This window comes from Rhizobium indigoferae (assembly GCF_034554815.1).
Lineage (GTDB): Bacteria > Pseudomonadota > Alphaproteobacteria > Rhizobiales > Rhizobiaceae > Rhizobium > Rhizobium leguminosarum.
The window spans coordinates 293,277-307,836 of record NZ_CP140637.1 but is presented as its reverse complement, the minus strand read 5'-3'; the positions used below and the strand labels follow the sequence as shown (position 1 = coordinate 307,836).

Annotated in this window: 12 protein-coding genes; 1 reads left to right on the top strand and 11 read right to left on the bottom strand. The window is 60.7% G+C overall.

The window, feature by feature from the left end:
• Positions 1–51: 51 nt before the first annotated feature.
• From U5G49_RS27965 to araD, 6 genes are all read right to left on the bottom strand, one after another.
• The gene (locus U5G49_RS27965) at positions 52–1,572 is read right to left on the bottom strand and encodes an ABC transporter substrate-binding protein (protein ID WP_193444460.1); all 1,521 of its coding nucleotides are present in this window, start codon (positions 1,570–1,572) and stop codon (positions 52–54) included.
• A gap of 186 nt (positions 1,573–1,758) precedes the next feature.
• Positions 1,759–2,664, bottom strand: coding sequence for a 5-dehydro-4-deoxyglucarate dehydratase (locus U5G49_RS27960; RefSeq protein WP_018245658.1), 906 nt, complete (start codon positions 2,662–2,664; stop codon positions 1,759–1,761).
• 17 nt (positions 2,665–2,681) lie between these two features.
• Complete coding sequence (locus U5G49_RS27955; RefSeq protein ID WP_193444461.1) at positions 2,682–4,199, bottom strand: aldehyde dehydrogenase (NADP(+)); 1,518 nt, start codon at positions 4,197–4,199, stop codon at positions 2,682–2,684.
• Between the two features lie 175 nt (positions 4,200–4,374).
• Positions 4,375–5,085 (bottom strand): ribonuclease activity regulator RraA, encoded by a 711-nt coding sequence (locus U5G49_RS27950; protein ID WP_193444462.1) that lies wholly within the window; start codon positions 5,083–5,085, stop codon positions 4,375–4,377.
• A gap of 22 nt (positions 5,086–5,107) precedes the next feature.
• Entirely contained in the window at positions 5,108–6,298 is a 1,191-nt protein-coding gene (locus tag U5G49_RS27945) for an L-talarate/galactarate dehydratase (RefSeq protein ID WP_193444463.1), read from the bottom strand.
• Between the two features lie 9 nt (positions 6,299–6,307).
• Entirely contained in the window at positions 6,308–8,044 is a 1,737-nt protein-coding gene (araD, locus tag U5G49_RS27940) for an L-arabinonate dehydratase (RefSeq protein ID WP_193444464.1), read from the bottom strand.
• A gap of 143 nt (positions 8,045–8,187) precedes the next feature.
• Here araD and U5G49_RS27935 point away from each other — a divergent pair, with 143 nt between their 5' ends.
• A complete protein-coding gene (locus U5G49_RS27935; protein ID WP_018245653.1) occupies positions 8,188–8,907 on the top strand; it encodes a GntR family transcriptional regulator in 720 nt (239 codons plus the stop codon).
• 27 nt (positions 8,908–8,934) lie between these two features.
• Here U5G49_RS27935 and U5G49_RS27930 read toward each other — a convergent pair whose 3' ends face one another.
• The 5 genes from U5G49_RS27930 to U5G49_RS27910 all read right to left on the bottom strand — a co-directional run bounded on the left by U5G49_RS27930 (position 8,935) and on the right by U5G49_RS27910 (position 14,384).
• On the bottom strand, positions 8,935–9,882 hold the full coding sequence (locus tag U5G49_RS27930; RefSeq protein WP_193444465.1) for a 2-hydroxyacid dehydrogenase: 948 nt from the start codon (positions 9,880–9,882) through the stop codon (positions 8,935–8,937).
• Positions 9,879–11,513 (bottom strand): ABC transporter ATP-binding protein, encoded by a 1,635-nt coding sequence (locus tag U5G49_RS27925; RefSeq protein WP_112906886.1) that lies wholly within the window; start codon positions 11,511–11,513, stop codon positions 9,879–9,881. Before U5G49_RS27925 ends, U5G49_RS27930 begins: the two co-directional genes overlap by 4 nt.
• Positions 11,506–12,432 (bottom strand): ABC transporter permease, encoded by a 927-nt coding sequence (locus tag U5G49_RS27920; RefSeq protein ID WP_018245650.1) that lies wholly within the window; start codon positions 12,430–12,432, stop codon positions 11,506–11,508. The genes U5G49_RS27925 and U5G49_RS27920 overlap by 8 nt, the downstream gene beginning before the upstream one ends.
• Positions 12,433–12,435: 3 nt before the next feature.
• Positions 12,436–13,350 (bottom strand): ABC transporter permease, encoded by a 915-nt coding sequence (locus tag U5G49_RS27915; RefSeq protein WP_193444466.1) that lies wholly within the window; start codon positions 13,348–13,350, stop codon positions 12,436–12,438.
• 164 nt (positions 13,351–13,514) lie between these two features.
• Entirely contained in the window at positions 13,515–14,384 is an 870-nt protein-coding gene (locus U5G49_RS27910) for a DMT family transporter (RefSeq protein WP_182565129.1), read from the bottom strand.
• Between the last annotated feature and the right edge of the window lie 176 nt (positions 14,385–14,560).

Sequence of the window (14,560 nt, the reverse complement as noted above, 5' to 3'; positions counted from 1 at the left end):
AGCACGGGGCGCTATTTGCGAGCGACCCGTGCCTAAGTTCGGCTTGCCGGCTTACTTGAAGCGGATTTGCGAGAGCTGCAGTTCGGAATTCGTCGCGATCGTCGGCTTGAAGTCGAGACGCGGCGAGACGCGGGTGAACCCCACCATGTGAAACATCGGGATGTCCGCGATGATCTCGGTGTTCACTTTGGCGAACAGCTCCTTCCAGAGCTTTGTGCGTTCGTCGCCGGTGGCAGACGTCGCCTTGGCGATCAGCGCGTCGACAGCGGGATCCCGGACCATGGAGTGGGAGCCGTCGGTCGCGTATTTCACGAATGCGGTGAAAACGGGATCGCCGGTCGCATTATCGTGTTGCGACTGGGTCAGCGTCGGACCGGAATCGGCGACAAAGGGTGCAACGAAATAGCCGTTCCACACGGAAACGTCATACATGTCGAGCTTCACGTTCAAGCCGACTTCCTGAAGCATTGCCATCATCGCTTCCATCGCTTCGGTGGCGTTTGGATATTGCCCGTTGCGACCGATGATGCGGATCTCGCGATCGACCGGAACGCCGTCAGCTTTCGCCGCTTCGACCAGTGCTTTCGCTTTTTCGGGATCATAGGGCCAGGCGGGGATATCGGGATTGTAGCCGATCGTTGTGGGTACGACGAGCTGCGTCGCTATCTTCGCCTGTTCGGGAAACAGCGTTCCGAGCATCGCCTGCCGATCGATGGCGAGGTTCATCGCTTCGCGGATGCGCCGATCGTTGAGGGGTGCTGCACGCGTATCGATGCGCAGCGATGTCGTTTCGGAATTCGGATAGGCGAAATCGGTTTCCTTGTTGGTGGCATCCTGTACGGATACGGCCGGAACGATATCGGCTTCGCCGGCATCGACCATGGCCGCAGCAACGGCGCTGTCGGAGCGGAACAGATAGGTCGCCTGTTCAACCTGCGGCTTCTCGCCCCAATATTCCGGATTGCGCTTCAGCACGATCGACTGGCCGATATCCCATTTGTCGAAGGTATAGGGTCCGGTGCCAATCGGCTTGCGGGTGAATTCGTCGGCTGGTGTCGCCTCGGCCGATTCCACAGCCATCACCGTCATCAGAAGCGGAAGAATTGGCTGCGCCGGCTTTGTCGTAATACGGATCGTGTTGGCATCCGGCGTCTCGAAGTTGAACTCCGTGCCGCCGAAATATTTGCCGCCGGTCTCACAGCTGAGCTTCTTGTTCTTGTTGCGCTCGATGGTGAACTGGACATCTTTGGCGGTGAACGGCTTGCCATCGTGCCATTTGACATTCGGGCGCAGCTTGAACTCCCAGGTGTCGTCGTCGATCTTCGACCATTCCGTCGCCAGGCGGGGTTTGAGGCCGCCATTGACGTAGTCGAATTCCACCAGCATCTCGTTGACGTTTTCAGAAATGACCCGGCCGACGTCCTGGCGCGCTGCCATGCAGGGCTCGACGACATCGACGGTTTCGGCAAGCACAACAGTGACGTTGCTCTTGGCATCCTCAGCGTGAGCCGAGCCGTCGCTCAGCGCGAGCACCGTTGTTGAAAAGCAGGCAGCTAACAAATGCAATTTCATATCGTTCTCCTCCCATGCGCCTTTGGCGCTCCTCACAGTGAACTGCGTCCCGTTTCCGGTGCCCCGGCATCTATCTCCTCAGTAGTTTCGCAAAAGCACAAGTGCACTAATATACTAGTTAATGACGGCCTTCAACCCTGACGCTCCGAAGCGCGGAGCCTTCAACCGTGGCTGGGATGCGAAATTTTACCTTGCCGAAGCAATCAGTTCGCGCATCATCTCGACTTCCTCATCGGTAAGATCCGTCAGCGGCGCCCGCACCGGTCCCGCCTCGAAGCCGCGCAAACGCACGCCTGCCTTGACCGCGGAAACCGCATAACCGGCCTTGCGATCGCGGATACGGGCAAAGGGATAATAGAAATCGCGCAGCATCTGCTCACAGGCCGCGTCGTCACCGGCAAGGAATGCCTTGTGAAATTTCAGTGCCGTTTCAGGCACGAAATTGAAGACCGCCGAGGAATAGGTCGGCATGCCGGCTCCGCGATAGGCCTGGGCAAACAGTTCATGTGTCGGCATGCCGCCAATATAGGAAAGCCGGTCCCCGAGCGCGATCGTGACACGGCGCACCGTATCGATGTCGCCGGTACCGTCCTTGAAGCCGATCAGATTTGGGCATTCGTCGGCAAGCTGAGCAAGCTGCTCGGCTGAAACCCGCGCCTGGCCACGATTATAGACGATAACGCCCATATTGGTGGCCTTGCAAACGGCTCGTACACGCGCGGCAATGCCATCTGCCGGCGCCTCGGTCAGGTAATGCGGCAGCAGAAGAATGCCGTCGCCACCTGCTGCCTCGATCTCGCGAGCCATGTCGCAGGCAATGCGCGTGCCGTAGCCGCATCCGGCAATAACAGGCGCATCGCCGGACACGGCGCGGGCGGCCTTTACCACCTCAACCACTTCGCCTGGCGTCAGCGAGAACAGCTCACCGGTGCCGCCGGCAACGATCAGGCCGGCAACGGGGTAGGATGACAACCATTCCAGATGCGCTGAAAACGGCCTGGGGGCAAACCGGTCCTCGGCATCGAAAGGGGTGACGGGAAAGGACAGCAGGCCGTTGCGAATGATCTCGCGAAGTTCTGTCGGGGCGATCAATTTTATACTCCTCGGTTTCAGTTGCGCAGGTCTTGCGGCAATAGGTCGGCGGGGAAATTCTGATAGGCGACGGGGCGCAAAAACCTGCGGATCGACATGGTCCCGACGCTGGTCGCGCCGAAATTGGTCGAGGCCGGATAGGGTCCGCCATGCACCATGGAATCGACAACCTCGACGCCGGTTGGGAAGCCATTGACCAGCAATCTGCCCGCCTTTCTTTCAAGGATCGGCAGCAGGTCGCGGGCAAGGTCAAGATCGGCGTCGTCCATGTGGATCGTCGCGGTCAGCTGTCCCTGAAAGCTTTCGGCAAGGGCGACCATCTCTTCAGGCGAGCCGACGCGCACGACAAGGCCGAGAGGGCCGAACACCTCATCGCTGAGCGAGTGATCGGCAAGCCAGGCCGAGCCGTTGGTCTCGAACAGGTTCGGCGCTGCGTCGCGGCCAGCATTCTCTGCGGTGAGAACCGGCGCGACCGCATTGCTTGCCCGCATCCGGTCGACACCTTCGTGATAGGCGGTGGCGATGCCTTTGGTCAGCATCGTCTGCGGTGCCACCTTTTCAAGAGCCGACTTGGCAGCACTGGTGAACTTGTCCGCCTCCGGCCCGTCGACGACGACGGCGATACCAGGGTTGGTGCAGAACTGGCCGGCACCAAGCGTCAGTGAACCGGCCCAGCCGGAACCGATTGCCTCCGCCCGGGCAGCGGTAGCGGCCGGTAGCAGGAACATCGGATTAACGCTGCCGAGTTCCCCGAAAAAGGGGATCGGCTCAGGGCGTTGGGCGCAAAGGTCGAAGAGCGCGCGACCGCCGGCAAGCGAGCCGGTAAAGCCAACGGCTTTGATGGCCGGATGAGTCACCAGAGCCGTTCCGACATCACGGCGGCCCCCCTGGATCAGGCTGAAGACGCCGGCCGCCATTCCAGTGCGCTCGATAGCAGCGGCAATCGCTTCGGCAATGATCTCACCTGTGCCGGGATGGGCTGAATGTCCCTTCACCACGACCGGGCAGCCCGCCGCAAGCGCGGCCGCCGTATCACCGCCGGCCGTCGAGAATGCAAGCGGAAAATTCGAGGCGCCGAATACGGCGACCGGCCCGATCGGCCGTTGTACCAGACGGATCTCGGGCCGCGGCGCCGGTTGCCGATCGGGTTGGGCCGCATCGACGCGGGCGTCAAGATGCGCGCCCTTGCGGATATGGTCGGCAAACAGTCTGAGTTGGCCGGTGGTGCGAGCGCGTTCGCCGTTGAGCCGGCCCTCTGGAAGCCCGGTTTCCTGCGTTCCGATGAGGGTGACGGCCTCGCCGCGCTTGTCGATCTCCTCGGCGATTGCCTCGAGGAAGATGGCGCGTTCCTCGCGTGTCGTTGCCGAAAATGCTGCAAAAGCAGCTTCGGCAGCGCGGCAGGCGCGGTCGACCAGTTCCGTTGTGCCAACAGCAAAGTCATGTGCCTGCCCATGCGCCGGCTCGGAGCGAAATGTCGTCGTTCCGGCGATCCACTCGCCGGCGATGAAATGCCTGCCTGAAGGGGTCCAGCTCATTGTTATTCTCCTCGGCGGAGCCTCGCTCCGTCCTGATGCTTGAAGTGTTGTTCAAGATGCGCCGCCTTAGAACAGGATGATTTTCGGCGAAGTCGGCCTAAAATCTGAATCCTGTTATTAAATAGTTAGAGCATGATGTCGTCCGAAAACCGCTCACACCTTTCGGCATCATGCTCTAGCGGCCATTCAATTTCCGCCATTCGGCAAAGAGCGTCAGATTGCTTTCGTCGGTGGCAGGGTAGAGGCCTATGATCGTGTGGCCTTGCTTGACGCGTTCCGTCACGAAATCCTCGTAAGCGGTCATCTCGACCGCTTCATCGGCGATCTCGTCGGCGATCTCGGCAGGGATGACGATCACGCTGTCGTCGTCGCCAACCATGATGTCGCCCGGGAAGACCGCAACATCCCCACAGCCTATCGGCACATTGATGTCGATTGCCTCGTGGAGCGTGAGGTTCGTCGGGCTGGAGGGACGATTGTGATAGGCGGGAATATCAAGGCCGCCGATCGTCATGGCGTCCCGGAAGCCGCCATCGGTGACGACGCCGCCGCCGCCGCGCATCATCAGGCGGGTAATCAGTATGTCGCCGGCAGAGGCTGCGCGCGGATCCTTGCGGCTGTCCATCACCAGAACAGAGCCTTCCGGGCAAGTCTCGATGGCAAGCCGTTGCGGATGTTTCGGGTTCCGAAAGACGTTCATCGCGTTGCGGTCTTCGCGCGCCGGCATGTAACGCAGCGTGAAGGCCGGTCCGACCATATTGCGGCCCTTCGGCTGCACCGGCCGAACATCCTGGACCGTCTGGTTTCTCAGGCCGCGCTTGAACAGTGCCGAACAGAGCGTCGCGACGGAGACGCCCATCAGCTTTTCACGGGTTGCGGGGTTCATATTTCCTTCTCCTCGTTCTCGTTCAGACGCCGAAGCTGCGGGTTTCCACGGTCCAGTCACGGGTTTTGCCCGTCAGGCTGCAACCAAGCCCCGGACGGGCCGGCACGATCATCCGACCGTCCCTGATATCGAGTTGTTCGTTGAACAGTGGCGCAAGCCAATCGAAATGCTCTACCCACGGCTCATGCGCATAGGCGGCGGCCAGGTGCAGATGGATTTCCATGGCGAAATGCGGCGCCAGGCGCATACGTTTCGCCTCGGCGTGTGTGCAGATGCGCAAAAAGGGCGTGATGCCACCCACCCGCGGCGCATCGGGCTGAATGAAGTCGACGGCATCGGCCCGGATCAGCGCCATGTGCTCGTCGGCGCTTGCCAGCATTTCGCCGGTGGCGATCGGCGTGGCGAGTTCGCGTGCCAGTGCCGCATGGCCCTCGGCATCATAGGCGTCCAGCGGCTCTTCGATCCATTCAAGATTGAGCGGCTCGACCATCCGGCCGAAGCGCAAGGCCGTCGTGCGGTCCCATTGCTGATTTGCATCGACCATCAGCGGAACACGGCCATCGATATGGCTGGTCACGGCATCAAGCCGGCGAAGGTCGATCATCGGGTCCGGCTGTCCGACCTTGATCTTGATGCCGCCGATACCGGCGGCGATCGAATGGTCGATGGCATCGCGGATTTCCTCGACGCTTGATGACAGGAAGCCACCGGAGGTGTTGTAGCAGGCAACACTGTCGCGATGGGCGCCAAGCAGTTTTGCAAGCGGCAGGCCGGCGCGTTTGGCCTTCAGGTCCCAGAGGCAGATGTCGATGGCGGCGATTGCCTGGGTTGCAATGCCGGAGCGGCCGACCGAGGCCCCGGCCCAGCAGAGCTTGTCCCAGATGCGCGCGGTATCGTTGGGGTCTTCGCCAATCAGGTTGTCGGCAAGCTCGCAGGCATGTGCATAAAGGGCAGGTCCGCCTGCCCGCTTCGAGTAACTGAAACCAAGCCCACTATGGCCATCCTCGGAGACGATCTCGCAAAACAGAAAAGCCACCTGGGTCAGCGGCTTCTGCCGGCCCGTCAACACCTTGGCATCGCTGATCGGCCGCGCCAACGGCAGGTAAACGAGCGACAGGGTGACCGATCGGATAGCGTCCAGCTTGGACGGACCGGCAGCGAAGCCAGCCTTGGGCGGCTGTGCGGGGATCGTGCGTCGATTGGGATCAAACATCGTGGTGCCTCAGTTGATAGCCGGTTCCGGCGTCTTGCCACCGAATTCCGTCGTCAGGAAATCAAAGTCGCAGCCTTTGTCTGCCTGCTCGATATGGCTGGAGAACATAAAGCCGTAACCGCGCTCGTAATGCCGCGTCGGCGCCACCCAGGCGACCCGCCGCGCTGTCATTTCTTCTTCGGAAACCAGCATATTCAGACTGCGTGCCGGAATATCGAGCTCGACCATGTCCCCCGTTTTCAGCAGTGCCAGAGGCCCGCCAACATAAGATTCCGGTGCGACATGCAGCACGCAGGCGCCAAAACTGGTTCCGGACATGCGGGCGTCCGAGATGCGTACCATGTCGCGCAGGCCGAGCTTCAACAGCGCCTTCGGCATCGGGATCATGCCCCATTCCGGCATGCCCGGTCCACCCTGCGGGCCGGCATTGCGTAAAACGAGAACCGTGTCCGGCGTCAGCGGATATTCGGGATCATCGATGATCTTCTTCATCTCCGCATAACTGTCGGCGACCAGCGCCGGGCCGCAATGGCGATGGAATTTCGGGTCGCAGGCCGCTGGTTTGATAACTGCGCCGTCGGGACAGAGGTTCCCCTTGAGCACGGCCAGCGAACCTTCGTGATAGACCGGGTTCGACAATGGCCGGATAACGTCGTCATTGTAGATCTTCACCTGGTCGAGACCATCCACCAAGGGTTTTCCCGTCACGGTAATCGCGGTTGGATCCAGCCTGTCGCCGAGCTGCTTCATCAGGGCGCGCAGGCCACCCGCATAAAAGAAATCCTCCATCAGGTAGGTCGAACCGGAAGGCCGGATGTTGGCGAGAACCGGCGTCGTGCGACCGATGCGATCGAGATCGTCGAGCTCCAACGGGACGCCGGCGCGCCGCGCCATGGCGATCAGGTGAATGATGGCATTGGTGGAGCAGCCGGTCGCCATAGCAACCGTGACGGCATTGTCGACGGCCGCCGGAGTGATGATCTGTTCCGGCGTCAGATCCTCCCACACCATATCGACGATACGGCGGCCACAGGCCGCCGACATGCGCTGGTGGTTGGCGTCGGCTGCCGGGATCGAGGATGCGCCCGGCAGCGTCAACCCCATAGCCTCTGCGATGGCCGTCATCGTCGACGCCGTGCCCATGGTCATGCAATGGCCGTAGCTGCGGGCGATTCCGCCTTCGATGCCCTGCCACTCCTCCTGGGTGATCGTGCCGGCGCGCCGCTCGTCCCAGTATTTGAAGCCGTCGGTACCGGAGCCTAGCGTCTTGCCGGCATAGTTGCCGCGAAGCATCGGGCCGGCGGGGAGATAAATGAAGGGAATGCCCATGCTAGTTGCGCCCATGACAAGGCCGGGTGTCGTCTTGTCGCAGCCGCCCATCAGAACGGCGCCATCGACAGGATGGCTGCGCAGCAGCTCCTCGGTCTCCATCGCCAGCATGTTGCGGTAGAGCATCGTCGTCGGCTTGACGAAGTTTTCGGAAAGGGAAAGAGCAGGCAGTTCCATGGGGAACCCACCCGACTGAAGAATTCCGCGCTTCACCCATTCGGCGCGTTCACGGAAATGCATGTGGCACGGCTGGGCATCGGACCAGGTGTTGATCACGGCAATGATCGGCTTTCCCTGCCAGTCCTCCGGTGCGTAACCCATCTGCATGGTCCGGGACCGGTGGCCGAACGAGCGCTGATCATCCGGCAGCATCCATCGGGCCGACCGCAATTGCTCGTAGGTTTTCCTTGCGGTCACGGCTCTCTCCCACCTTTTCGCTTGTTTATCTCAGCGTTTGCACCAACTGATATTTTAGTTTGACATATATATCAATGGAAAGTTTGCGTTCTTGTGCATTAGGTCGTGCAAAGCTATGAATGGACTGAAAAGGATGCCTCACCATGAATTCCCAGTTCGCCTCCACATTCGGCCTGACTGCACCCGGTTTTCCGGTCGTGGCCGGCAGCACGGTCCAGCGGGTCTATGATGATCTGCGAAAGCGCATCATCACCATTCAGCTACCGCCAGACACCACGTTGTCGCGCACCGAGCTTACGGAGACTTATGAAGTCAGCCAGACTCCCATCAGGGACGCATTGCAGCTTCTCAAACAGGAGGGTCTGGTTCGCATTTACCCGCAATCCCGCACTGTGGTGACCAGGATCGACGTCCTGCAAATTTACGAGGCACATTTCCTTCGCGTGGCGCTGGAAACGGAGGTTTGCCGCCGCCTCGCAACCGATCCGGATCCAGATCCGAGCGTCATCACGCGCGCCCGGTCGATCATCAAGATGCAGTCGGCAGTCGCTGACGACGCCGATCAGATCGCGATCTTCCAGGAGCTCGACGAACTCTTTCACCAGACGTTGTTCGCAGGCGCCAAGCGCAGCAGCCTCCACCAATTGATACGTGAGCGGTCCGGTCATCTCGAGCGCATTCGTCGTCTGCATCTGCCCGAAAAGGGCAAGATCGCGAGCATTCTCGATGGGCACCACGCCATCATCGATGCGATCGCGGCTCGCGACGAACAGGGCGCGGTCGATGCGATCCGCGAGCATCTCAGCCGCACCGTCGCAAAAGTGGAAGACATGCGGAAGGAGTTCCCGGACTATTTCGTGTGATCTGCCGCGCCGCGGGTTTTGCCGGCGTCAATTGACCGGCGTCAGCAGCGGCCTGCCTGCGAAGAAGGCGGCAAGGTTGTCGACCGTCAATTGCGCCATCCCGTTGCGCGTTTCCTCGGTACCGCTGGCATGGTGGGGATAGAGCACAACGTTGTCGAGCGCTGCAAAGCGCGGATCGGGATTAGGTTCGTTGAGGTAGACATCGATGCCGGCCGACGCGATCCGCCTTTCCTGCAAGGCCTTGATCAAGGCCGGCTCATCGACCACGGTGCCCCGGGCAATGTTGATGAAGCTGCCAGTCGGCCCGAGCGCATTCAGCACGTCCGCTGATATCAGTCCTTCGGTCGAGGGGCCGCCAGGGGTTGCGACGATCAGGATATCGGCCCAGTCGGCCAGTTTCACCGGTGCGTCGAAATAGGCAAAATCGTTGCCGGCTTTCTTCGTCCTCCCATAATAGCCGACCGTCAGCCCGACAGCTTCGCATCGCTTGGCAATCGCCATTCCTATGCGACCGAGACCGACGATCCCGGCCTTCTTGCCAGAGGTCGATGTCGTCAGCGGCATCATGCCCTTTTGCCCCCAGTCGCCGGAGCGCACATAGCGATCGCCTTCCGGCAGGCGCCGGCGTGCCGCCAGCATCAGAAGCAATGCCATGTCGGCAACGTCGTCGCACAGCACCTCGGATGTGTTGGTGAGCTTGATGCCGCGCCGCGTCATCGCCTCGACATCCATCTGGTCGTAGCCAGCCGAGGAACAGGCGGCGAGCTTTAATGCCGGCAATTTCGAAAGCAGGGCTTCGTCGATCGTCACATGGCCGTTGCAGACCAGCGCGGAAGAGATCGGGCCGGCTTTCCGCAGGAGAGCATCCCGCTCTTCGCCTTTGACAAGATCCAGCCGGTGCAGTGTGTAGGTCTCTTCCAGCATCGCCATCTGATGGGGCCGGAGCGGATAGGCGACGATGACATCGGGCTTCATGCGGAAACGAGTCCTTCCTGTATGTGGCGGGCGGCGCGTCGGCTGGCCTGAACCTCCGGATCGGGATCGAGGCTCGCGGCAAGAAGCGCCTGCGTGTAGGGGTGGGAGGGCGCGTTGAAGATCTGTTCCACCGGACCCTCCTCGACAATCTCGCCGGCCTTCATGACGATGACACGATCGGCGAAATCACGAACCACCGGCAGGTCGTGTGCGATGAAGAGGTAGGACAGGCCGAATTCGCGACGCAGGCCCTCAAGCAAGGCAATCACCTGCGCCTGGATCGACACGTCGAGCGCCGAAACCGCCTCGTCGCAGATGATCAGCTTCGGCTCCATCGCCAGCGCCCGGGCAATCGCGATGCGCTGGCGCTGGCCGCCGGAAAACTGGTGTGGATACCTGTCGGCCATATCCGGTTTCAGGCCAACCTTGACCAGCAACTCGGCCACCCTCTCCTTCCATCTCGCTTTCGGCAGGATATCCGGGTGAATGACCCAGGCCTCCGAAATCAACCGGAACACGCTCATCCGCGGGTTCAGTGACTGGGTCGGGTCCTGAAAAACCATCTGCAAATCGCGACGCAGCCCGAATATTTCCCGCGGGGTCATCGCAAGCAGATCGTTGCCGCGGTAGAGGACCTGGCCCTCCTGCGGATCGTCGAGGCGAACGATTGCCCGGGCAAGGGTTGACTTACCGGAACCGCTCTCACCGACAACGGCAACCGTCTCGCCGGGCATGATGACGAAGTCCACGCCCTTCAGCGCCTGGAATGCGCCAAAACTCTTCTTCAAGCCAATGGCGCGCAGCAGCGGTTCGCCCTGCCGGTCACGCTCTTGCGCCATCGCACCCTTCCCGGGTGCGGCGGCTATCAGCTTCTTCGTATAAGCGTTCTGAGGATTGCGATAGACTTCGGCCGCATTGCCGGTTTCGACGACGCAGCCGGAATTCATCACCACGACCCGGTCGGCGATCTCGGCAACGACGCCCAAATCGTGGGTGATCAGCAACAGGCCCATGCCGGTTTCCTGCTGCAATTCCTGCAGAAGTTCGAGCACCTGCGCCTGCACCGTAACATCAAGCGCGGTGGTGGGTTCATCCGCGATCAGGATATCGGGCTTGCACGCGATTGCCATGGCGATCATCAGGCGCTGCCGCTGTCCGCCGGAGAACTGGAACGGATATTTTCGCATCGCCGCCTGCGGATCGGTTATGCCGACGCGCCCGATCAATTCGAGCGCCCTTGCACCGGCGCGCTCCGCCGACTGACCATGCGTCGTCATCATTTCGGTGATTTGCCAGCCGACCGGATAGACCGGATTGAGATGGGCGAGCGGGTCCTGAAAGATCATGGCGATCTTGGCGCCGTTGATCGAGCGCCGCTCCTCGGGCGTCATTTCCAGCATGTCGCGCCCGTTGAGGAGGATAGTGCCGCTGGTGATCTTGCCGGGTGGCATGTCGATCAGGTTCATGATCGCCGAGGCCGACACGGACTTGCCCGAACCGCTTTCCCCGAGGATCGCCAGCGTCTCACCGCGATCGAGATGCCAGCTGACATCCTGCACCGCCTTGACGGTCCCGCTGACGGTGTGGAACTCGACCGAGAGGTCACGCACTTCCAAAAGATGTTCAGCCATTTTTCCTGCCCCTCATTTCAAGGCGCCAGCGTTGCGTCGGATCGAGTGCGATGCGCAGCCAATTCGACAGAAGGTTCAGCGACAGCGTCGTCAGGATGATTGCAAGACCCGGCCAGAAGGAAAGCCACCAGGCATTGGTGAGATAGGGTCGGCCTTGGGCAACCATCAGACCCCAGGTGATCTCCGGCGCCTGAATGCCGATCCCCAGGAATGACAGGGAGGATTCCGCGAGCATGACGAAGGCGAAATCCAGCGTCGCGATAGTCACCAGCGTGGGGAAGATCACTGGCAGGATGTGATGGAAGACAATGCGCCAATACGATGCTCCCATGACCTTCGCCGCCTGCACGAACATCCGCTCGCGCACTTCCAGCACCTCGGCACGCGTGGTGCGCAGATAGATGGGAATGCGGGTGATCGCCAGGACGAGGACGATATTGGTGACCGAGGGCTCGAGCATGTAGAGCACGATCACCGCCAGAAGCAGTGACGGAAAGGACATGATGACGTCGCCGAGGCGCATGATCCATTGAGCCGCGGAAGAGCGGCTGTAACCTGCGACCAGACCGAGCGCCGTACCGACGACAGATGAGGCAAGCACGGCTGCGGCGGCAACCAGGATGGTGTTTTGCGCCGCCACGATGACACGGGCAAGAAGCGGCCTGCCCAGCGCATCGGCGCCGAGGACATAAAGCAATCCGCGGGTGATATCGAACGGCGGCGCATTTCGGCCCCGCAGGTTCTGCTTGGTGGCGATGGCCTCCAGCAGCAACGGGCCAAACAGCGCACAGAGCAGAACGATCAAAAGGAACAGGGCCGCGAAGAAAGCGAGCTTGTCCGCCCACAGCATCGTCAGCCAACGCCCGATTGGGCCGCTTGTTTTTTTCTCGGCGAGGATTTGTGTGTCGGTCATTGTCATCGCTCAATACCGGATACGCGGATCGAGCAGCGCATAGGCGATATCGATCAACAGGTTCATGACGAAGATCGCCAGCGCCGAGACCATGATGACGGCCAGCACGACGGCGAAATCGCGAAGCAGGATGGAATCGATCATCAGCTTGCCGATGCCGGGAAAGCCAAACACCGTCTCGACGACAACCGCACCGTTCAAGATGGCGGCCGCCTGGTCGCCGATGACTGTGATCACCGGCAGCATGGCGTTGCGCAGTCCGTGAATGAAGATGATTGAGTTCGAGCGGACCCCCTTGGCGCGGGCCGTCTTCACATAGGCGGAAGACAGAACACTGATCATCGAGCCGCGGACCACCTGCAGGATCAGGCCGAAGGGCCGGATGAACAGGACGCTGACCGGCAGGATCCAGTGCCAGATAGTTCCCGTTCCTGATGTCGGCAGGACATGCAGTTTGACGGCGAAAATGACGATCGCGACGATGGCCAGCCAGAAATCCGGCGCCGCAGCGCCGATCAACGAGAAGAAGGTGGCAAGACGGTCGAAGATGCCGCCGACGCGAAACGCCGCAAGCGACCCAATGACGATCGCGGCGATCGTGACCAGCACCATGGTGATGACAGCCAGCCAGAAGGTCCAGACGAAGGCCTCCAGCACGACATCCATGGCAGGACGGGCCTGTCGCAGCGACTGACCGAAATTACCTTGTGCAAGATCCGAGACATAACGACCGAACTGCATGATCAACGGATCGTTGAAACCGTTCATCTCACGGAATTGCTGGCGCATTTCCGTGGTCGCGTCGATCGGCAGATAGAGGTCGGTGGGATCGCCCGTCAGCCGGGAGAGGAAGAACACGATGACGATAAGCACCACGAGCGATACGCCACTGGCGATCGCGCGTTTGCCGATGAAACTCTTCATACCACTCCTCCCGAGTGAACCCATAGGGGCCGTGATGTCTCGTCTTCGTCTGTGCCGAAGCCACCTGTCATACCCTCCGGCAACAGGCACGACTTCAAAATCAGTCGCTACAACTGAAATATTAGTGCATCTAGAATTTTTGTGAACCCCAAAAATGAACAGGGCTAATCAACCGGCGGCTTGCGTCGCCATGTAATACCGCGGGTTCCGATAATGGCCGCGCCGATGATCACCGCCGCGCCGATCCACGTCTGTGCGGCCGGAACTTCCGAGAAAAATGAGAAGGCCATCAGGGCGACGACGGGCAGTCGGAGAAAGTCGAGCGGTGCCAGAACGCTTGCTGGCGCCATGCCGAAGGCACGCGTGATCAGCGTCATGTTCAGTGCTCCGAGGGCTCCTTGCATAGCAAGCAGCCCGAGTTGGCTCCAGGTCGGCATTGACCAGACCGGCAGCATGAGGATTACGCCAAGCGGCACCGTCGCTATCAGATTCCATGCAACCAGCCGGTCCGCACTATCCCTCAATGCCATCCGCCGCAGCATCAATTGGCTGGCCGCCGTCAAGACCGCTCCTGCCAGTGCAAAAAGCAGCCATTGGTCGAAACCGGACGCTCCAGGGCGAATGATGATCATGACGCCGACAAAACCTGCGACAATGCCGGCCACGCTGGAGATGCCGACATGTTCCTTGAGCACCAGCCACGCACCGAGAACGAGAAACATGGGCATGGTGAAATTGATCGCCGTGGCATCGGCGAGTGGTGCGTGCGCAAAGGCGACAAACAATGCGACCAGTGAGGCAAGCTTCAAACCCGCACGCACGACATGCAGAACACGATAGGGTGAGGCTTTCAGGTCGACCCGTGACACGATCCAGGGCGTGACGACAAGAAGTCCGAAAAACGACCGGAAAAAGCCGATCATCAATGGATGCACGTCGCCGGCCAGCAAGCGTACGATGACTGCGTCGAGACTATTTAAGAAAGCGGCGGCCACCATCATGCATACGGCAAGGCCCGTGCGACCAGGCTGCATCACGCTTCCCCTGATCGAAGAAAGGCGAACCCCGCCATATCGACCATTCGATACGGCTGCGCGTTGAACCGGCAATCCATGAGAAATAAAGCCTTCCTGGCGTGTCTGCTAATCTCCGGGCTCCCAACGGTGCCGCGGCGGAGACCGCTCGTTCTCCTAGGGTCCGGCAGCATCCG

Coding starts and splice junctions, on each gene's coding strand:
- U5G49_RS27965 (WP_193444460.1), bottom strand. CDS start 1,572: ATGAAATTGCATTTGTTAGCTGCCTGCTTTTCAACAACGGTGCTCGCG.
- U5G49_RS27955 (WP_193444461.1), bottom strand. CDS start 4,199: ATGAGCTGGACCCCTTCAGGCAGGCATTTCATCGCCGGCGAGTGGATC.
- U5G49_RS27950 (WP_193444462.1), bottom strand. CDS start 5,085: ATGAACCCCGCAACCCGTGAAAAGCTGATGGGCGTCTCCGTCGCGACG.
- U5G49_RS27945 (WP_193444463.1), bottom strand. CDS start 6,298: ATGTTTGATCCCAATCGACGCACGATCCCCGCACAGCCGCCCAAGGCT.
- U5G49_RS27935 (WP_018245653.1), top strand. CDS start 8,188: ATGAATTCCCAGTTCGCCTCCACATTCGGCCTGACTGCACCCGGTTTT.
- U5G49_RS27930 (WP_193444465.1), bottom strand. CDS start 9,882: ATGAAGCCCGATGTCATCGTCGCCTATCCGCTCCGGCCCCATCAGATG.
- U5G49_RS27925 (WP_112906886.1), bottom strand. CDS start 11,513: ATGGCTGAACATCTTTTGGAAGTGCGTGACCTCTCGGTCGAGTTCCAC.
- U5G49_RS27920 (WP_018245650.1), bottom strand. CDS start 12,432: ATGACAATGACCGACACACAAATCCTCGCCGAGAAAAAAACAAGCGGC.
- U5G49_RS27915 (WP_193444466.1), bottom strand. CDS start 13,350: ATGAAGAGTTTCATCGGCAAACGCGCGATCGCCAGTGGCGTATCGCTC.
- U5G49_RS27910 (WP_182565129.1), bottom strand. CDS start 14,384: ATGCAGCCTGGTCGCACGGGCCTTGCCGTATGCATGATGGTGGCCGCC.